The organism is Hydrocarboniphaga sp. (assembly GCF_028291725.1).
GTDB lineage: Bacteria > Pseudomonadota > Gammaproteobacteria > Nevskiales > Nevskiaceae > Hydrocarboniphaga.
Genome location: NZ_JAQGNT010000074.1, coordinates 23998 through 30476 on the forward strand (window position 1 = coordinate 23998; position 6479 = coordinate 30476).

Genomic DNA, 6479 nt, shown 5'->3' on the forward strand with positions numbered 1-6479 from the left:
GCTACTCGGCGGCAGCGCGGCCGCGCGGCGGCAGCAGCTTGGTGCGCAATGCGGTCTCGATCTCCATCGCGATCTCCGGGTGCTCTTTCAGATAGACGCGGGAGTTGTCCTTGCCCTGGCCGATTTTCTCGCCCTTGTAGGCGTACCAGGCGCCGGATTTCTCGACCAGCTTGTGATCGACGCCGAGGTCGATCAGCTCGCCTTCGCGCGAGATGCCTTCGCCGTACAGGATCTCGAACACGCACTGCTTGAACGGCGGCGCGAGCTTGTTCTTGACCACCTTGACCCGGGTTTCGTTGCCGATGACTTCGTCGCCCTTCTTGATCGCGCCGATGCGGCGGATGTCGAGGCGCATCGAGGCGTAGAACTTCAGCGCGTTGCCGCCGGTGGTGGTTTCCGGGCTCTGGCCCGGCATCATCACGCCGATCTTCATGCGCAGCTGGTTGATGAAGATCACCGTGCACTTGGAGCGCGAGATGTTGCCGGTGAGCTTGCGCATCGCCTGCGACATCATGCGCGCCTGCACGCCGACCGAGGCATCGCCCATTTCGCCTTCGATTTCGCTCTTCGGCACCAGCGCGGCGACCGAGTCAACGACGACGATGTCGACCGCGTTGGAGCGCACCAGCATGTCGACGATTTCCAGCGCCTGTTCGCCGGTGTCCGGCTGCGAGATCAGCAGGTCGGGAATGTTGACGCCGAGCTTCTCGGCATAGGACACGTCGAGCGCGTGCTCGGCGTCGATGAAGGCGGCGACGCCGCCGAGCTTCTGCGCTTCGGCGACGATATGCAGCGTCAGCGTGGTCTTGCCGGACGATTCCGGGCCGTAGATTTCGACGACGCGGCCGCGCGGTATGCCGCCGATGCCCAGGCCCACGTCCAGCGTGATCGATCCGGTGGAGATCGATTCGATTTCGGTGCGGTCGTTGGCGCCCATGCGCATGACCGTGCCCTTGCCGAACTGTTTGTCGATCTGGCTGAGTGCGGCTTCAAGGGCTTTCTTTCGGTTTTCGTCCATAGGTCTCTCGTAGGCAGGCTTGAGCGCCGCCGGTGCTGGGTTGAATTCTGTCGAATCGATAAGTGCTGGGGTGCGGCTGGGGTGGGCGCCGCGGCGTTCTGGGAAGCCTGCGCGGGTCGCCGGATCAGCCTGGATTGTCCCATAGATCGAACTGGCGGGCGTGATCGGGTTCGCATCTCCGCATTGGCCATTGGCCGGGTATCCGGTGGCCGGAGTCGGCTGGGGCACCGCCGTAAGAGCTTCGCCCCTTGTTGCAAAGCCGGGGAGGGCGTGGGCAACATGGCTCGACAATCCGGTTCGGGGCAGCGCTCTTGGCGGAGAGGTCGCCGCTCCGCCACCGGGCCGATGTCGCACCAGGGGTTACATGCCGATGAGCGTCGACGCGCTGGAGTCCGAATTGCGGTCACCTGCCGGGCTGGCGCCGCGGCGGCTGTCGATCTGCCTGATCAACCCGCGCTTCGAGCCGTCCTACTTCGGCAACGAGTACGCGCTCGCCTTGCACCCGCAGGACAAGCGCAGCTACATGATCACCGGGGCGCTGCCGGCTCTGGCGGGGCTGGTGCCCGACGGTCACGATGTCGAGCTGCTGGACGAGAATATCGAAGCCATCGATTTCGAGGCATTGCGCCGCTTCGACGTGGTCGGTGTCACCGGCATGATCGTGCAGCGCGGCCGTCTGGAGCAGATCCTGCTGCGCCTGAAGCCGCTGCCGGTCATCGTCGCCGTCGGCGGCCCCTATATCAGCGTCGAGGAGTCGTTCTTCGACGGTCTTTGCGACGTGCGTTTCATCGGCGAGGCCGAGACCACCTGGCCGATGTTTTTGCGGGATCTTGCGGCCGGCCGGCCGACCTTAAGCCGCTACGAGCAGCAGGAGCGCACCGACATGAGCACGGTGCCGGCGCCGCGCTACGACCTGGTCAATGCGCGTCATTACATGCTCGCGCCGCTGCAGGTATCGCGCGGCTGCCCCTTCCTTTGCGAGTTCTGCGACATCATCGTGATCTTCGGCCGCAAGCCGCGGCTGAAGACGCCGGACCAGGTCATTGCGGAACTCGAGGCGGTGCGCCGCGCCGGTTTCCGCTCCTGTTTTGTCGTCGACGACAACTTCATCGGCAACAAGGGCCAGGCCAAGAAGCTGCTGCCACGCATCACCCAGTGGCAGAAGCAACACGGCTATCCGCTGGCGCTATCCACCGAGGCCAGCATCAATCTGGGCGACGACGCCGAGTTGCTGGAGTTGATGGTGCAGGCCAATTTCCACCACGTTTTCGTCGGCATCGAATCGCCGCGCAGCGAGTCGCTGAAAGAGACCCGCAAGAACCAGAACCTGCACGGCGACTCGATGGCGGACAAGCTGCGACGCATCCGCGACGCCGGGCTGGTCGTGGAGGGCGGCTTCATCGTCGGCTTCGACAATGACGACGCTGCGATCTTCGAGGAGCAGTTCCGTTTCATCCAGGACAACGGCATCGGCCTGGCCGTGGTCAGCAAGCTGACGCCGATTCCCAGCACCCCGCTGCACGCCCGGCTGAAGGCCGAGGGCCGGCTCGATTTCAGCGATCCGGAATGCCTTTTCCTGCCCAGGCAGATGACGCGCGAGCAGCTCAAGCAGGGGCACCGCGACCTGGTGCAGCGCCTGGCCTCGGCGGAGAACTTCTTCGCGCGGCTGTTCAAGGGCTACAGCGAGTCCAGCGAGTTCCGTCGGCATCGCGCGGAGCGCGCCGCCCAGATGCCGCGACCGTCACGACGGCAGCGCTTGCTGTCCCTGGCGGGTGCGCTGATCACGTCGGCCAAGCTGGCGCGTGCGCTGTCGGCAGAGGGGATGCTGCGCTCGCTGGCACCGGTCTACATCAGGGTCTATCGGGGCCAGCGCAAACAGCTGGGTGCGGAGGCCATGCCGTTGCCGTCCTTCGTCGGTCTGTGCGCGCTGCAATGGCACCAGCACCGGATCGCGCATCGCTCGGTGGAACATTGGGGCGCCGCGCTGCCCCGGCAGGCCGATCTGGCGGCGGCTCCGACATCAAGCGAGCATCGCGAGGCGGCCTAGTGCTTGAATGCAGCAGGACTTATGCAACTAAGCGCTAGCTCGCGAGCCGCTGCAACAAGCCGCTCAGGGCTTGCAGCGCCGCTGCTGCCCGCACCGCCTCCCGGTCGCCGTCGAACTGGAAGCGCTGTGTGCTGGCCGCGTCCCCACGCTGCGCCCAGCCCAGCCAGACCGTACCGACCGGCTTGTCCGCGCTGCCCCCACCTGGCCCGGCGACGCCGCTGACCGACAGTGCCCAGTCCACAGGCGCGCGCTCCAGCAGGCCTTGCGCCATCGCGGCCACGCATTCGCCGCTAACCGCGCCGTGGTCGCGGAAAATGGCCGGCGCCACGCCCAGCAAATCCTGCTTGGCCTGGTTGGTATAGGTAATCAGGCCGCGCTCGAACCAGGCCGAGCTGCCGGGGCGGTCGGTCAGCAGTTTGGCGACCAGTCCGCCGGTGCAGGACTCCGCGCTTGCCAACCGTTGGTCGCGCCGAATCAGCGCATCGGCGATGCGCTGCACTATGCTGGGGATATCGGAGGGGTTCATAGGGCAGGGTTTTCCAGTCCGGGGGGCGGGTATAGCTAAATTAGCTCACCGGGTTCAAGTGGCTTGGGTTTTGCGTTTGCAGCGGTATCGCGACACGCTCGGGACGGGTGGCATCATCCTCAAATCCAGAGGAAGATGCTGGGTCGTTAGTTATCCAGCGTGCAACTCCTAAAATTTTAAAATTGAGAGGTCGAGGCAATGGCGCCACGCCTACCGCTTCACGGCCACCGCAGCGCGTTAACGATGACGCCCGAGCGAGTCCGTCCGTCCATCCCACGGCGCCGCAGCACGGCGCGTCAGCGCGTGCTGGAGCCCACAGCCGATGTCGGCCCCGAGCTTGTTGTCGCCGAAGCCGCGGGGACCGAGGGCGCCGCCCAGGCCTTGCGCGGCATCCTGCATACGGCGACCGAACTGCTCGGCGCCACTCGCGGCTTCCTGCTGATCTGCAACGACGCCGGCGTGATGGAAGTCGCCTGCGTCCGCGAGATGCGCCCGGTCGACGTGATGGACCTGGTGCTGACCCAGGCTTCGCTGGTGGTGCGCACCGTATTGCGCGAACGCCAGCCGGTCGCCGCCGATGAATTGGGCCGTGCGTTCCAGTTCGAGGCCAATGCTGCCGATTCGCGCCGCGCTGCGATCTTCTGCATGCCGCTAGATCTCGGTGATCGCCGTTCCGGCCTGTTCTGCGCGCTGCGCGGCACCGACGCTGCCGTGATCGGCGGCCTTGATCTGGAGATCCTGCACGGGCTCTGTGATCAGGCCTCGCTGGTGATCGGTGCAACCTCGGCCTGCACCGCGTTGGCGCAGCTCGAAGCCTGTATCAAGGCGGGTTCGCTGTCGCTGCCGCGCATCCTGATTTGAATACTGGCGGCGGCCGCGCGATGGATAAGCCGGTCCCGCCGCAATTGTCTGCTGCATCGAATCCGATGCCCGAAGCCCATCTCGACACGGCCGCGGAAGACTATCGCGAAGCCGTGCTGCGTCAGGTCCGGGCTCTTACCGAAGACAACCAGCGCCTGTTCCAGGCTGCGCTGCGCAGCGAAAAGCGTTTTCGCATGCTGGCCAAGGCGGTCTGGAAGATTCAGGAAGACGAACGCCGCCGGCTTGCGCGCGAACTGCATGACGGTATCGGCCAGACACTCACTGCGCTTGCCAATCACTTGCAGCGCATCGCCGACGACGCGCATGCGCACGAGAACGTCGGCCTCGCCGGCCGGCTCGGCGACGCGCTCGACATCACCCGCAGCGCGCTGCATGACACGCGCGAGCTGTCGCGGCTGTTGCGGCCGACGCTGCTCGACGACTTGGGTCTGGAAGTCGCGCTGCAATGGCTGACGCGCACCTTGGCCGAACGCTGCGCGATCTCGATCGAATGCAGTTCCACGCTGGGCGAACAGCGCCTGACCCAGGATCTGGAGACGCTGGTGTTCCGTGTCACGCAGGAGGCACTGACCAACGTGATCCGCCACAGCAACGCGAGCGAGGCGCAGGTGCGTCTTACGCGCATCGGCAACCTGCTGCGGCTGCAGGTCAGCGACGACGGCCGCGGCTTCGATCCGGGCGAGCTCAACAATCCCGACAAGCTCGGCGACAGCGTCGGCGTGCGCGGCATGCGCGATCGCGCCGAGCTGTTCGGCGGCCGCCTGGAACTTAAATCCGCACCCGGCGAAGGCACAAGAGTTACGCTGGTGGTACCGGTGGAAGCCGGCGATGAAATTCCTGCGGTGGCAATCCCCGCAACTAAAGCCGGAGGGCTCTAATGGCAATCCGTCTGCTTGTAGCCGACGACCACACCATCGTACGCCAGGGTCTGGTGTCGATGCTCGAAGAAACCGGCGAGTGCGAAGTCGTCGCCCAGGCTGCCGACGGCAACGAGGCGGTCGAGCTGGCGATGAAGACGCAGCCCGACGTGGTCGTGACCGATCTGTCGATGCCGCGTCTGTCCGGCCTGGAGGTGGTCAAGCGCGTGCGCGAAAAGCTGCCGAATACCAAGGCGCTGGTGTTGACCGTGCACGAGGAAGAGGAATACATCCTGCCGATCATCCGCGCCGGTGCCTCGGGGTTTTTGAACAAGGACACTTCGGTCGCCGACCTGATGACGGCGATCAAGACGATCCATTCCGGCCAGGCGTATTTCGGCCCGCGTGCCGCCAAGGCGCTGGCCGACCAGCACCAGCGTCCGCGCGAAGTGGGCCTGGATCCGTACGACACGCTGACCGCGCGCGAGCGCGAGACCTTCCACCTGGTGGTCGAGGGCAAGACCACCAAGGAAATCGCGCAGATTCTCGATATCGGCGTGAAGACCGCAGAGAACCATCGTGCGCGCATGATGGAGAAGCTCGGCTTGCGCAACACCGCCGAAGTGGTGCGCTACGCGGCGCGCAAGGGCCTGCTGTCGTAAGCTTCGCGCTTCACAGAAAAAGCGTCGAGGATACCGGCCGATGAATCCGTTCGAGATGGTCACGATCATCGTGATCGCGGCGCTGATCGCCGGGGTGCTGCGCTCCCGCTACAAGAACGTCGCCGGCTCCGGTGCGATCAGCGACGAGGCGCGCCGGCATATCGAGGCGCAGGACACTCGCATTGCCAGGCTGGAAGACCGGATCAAGGCGCTGGAAGCGGTGGTCGCCGAACCGCAGTTCCATCTCAAGCAGCAGTTCCGTGATCTGGAAGGCGGCTAGACCGTAGGTCGGCAATCCTTTGCCGACGTGAGGCCACGATTGCGCATCGAGTGCCGACGTCGGCAAAGGATTGCCGACCTACTAGTCCGATGGGAGACCCCCCGGCTCTGCCGGGGAGGCAGTAGACGTTCGACGTATCGGGCGGTCCATCAATGAAACTCCGGAGCGTGAGCCGCCAAGCAAACGCAGAGGAGTTTCATCAATGGA

7 protein-coding genes are annotated in these 6479 nt (G+C 65.2%); 5 read left to right on the top strand and 2 right to left on the bottom strand.

The annotated features are described in order from the left end of the window. Position 1: 1 nt before the first annotated feature. Positions 2-1018 (bottom strand): recombinase RecA, encoded by a 1017-nt coding sequence (recA, locus tag JWQ90_RS20290; RefSeq protein ID WP_299696843.1) that lies wholly within the window; start codon positions 1016-1018, stop codon positions 2-4. Positions 1019-1382: 364 nt separating this feature from the next. On the opposite strand from recA, the gene JWQ90_RS20295 reads away from it, so the two are divergent. Then, positions 1383-3065, top strand: coding sequence for a radical SAM protein (locus JWQ90_RS20295; RefSeq protein ID WP_299696844.1), 1683 nt, complete (start codon positions 1383-1385; stop codon positions 3063-3065). 34 nt (positions 3066-3099) lie between these two features. On the opposite strand, the gene JWQ90_RS20300 is transcribed toward JWQ90_RS20295, so the two are convergent. Beyond that, positions 3100-3591, bottom strand: a complete 492-nt coding sequence (locus JWQ90_RS20300; RefSeq protein ID WP_299696845.1) for a CinA family protein — start codon at positions 3589-3591, stop codon at positions 3100-3102. Between the two features lie 303 nt (positions 3592-3894). Between JWQ90_RS20300 and JWQ90_RS20305 the strand changes: the two genes are divergently transcribed. The 4 genes from JWQ90_RS20305 to JWQ90_RS20320 are packed head-to-tail and all read left to right on the top strand — an operon-like array spanning position 3895 to position 6272. Then, positions 3895-4452 (top strand): GAF domain-containing protein, encoded by a 558-nt coding sequence (locus JWQ90_RS20305; protein WP_299696846.1) that lies wholly within the window; start codon positions 3895-3897, stop codon positions 4450-4452. 20 nt (positions 4453-4472) lie between these two features. Then, the gene (locus JWQ90_RS20310; RefSeq protein WP_299696847.1) at positions 4473-5351 is read left to right on the top strand and encodes a sensor histidine kinase; all 879 of its coding nucleotides are present in this window, start codon (positions 4473-4475) and stop codon (positions 5349-5351) included. Then, complete coding sequence (locus JWQ90_RS20315; protein WP_299696848.1) at positions 5351-5992, top strand: response regulator transcription factor; 642 nt, start codon at positions 5351-5353, stop codon at positions 5990-5992. Before JWQ90_RS20310 ends, JWQ90_RS20315 begins: the two co-directional genes overlap by 1 nt. Positions 5993-6032: 40 nt before the next feature. Next, positions 6033-6272, top strand: coding sequence for a hypothetical protein (locus JWQ90_RS20320; protein WP_299696850.1), 240 nt, complete (start codon positions 6033-6035; stop codon positions 6270-6272). The last annotated feature ends 207 nt before the right edge of the window (positions 6273-6479 follow it).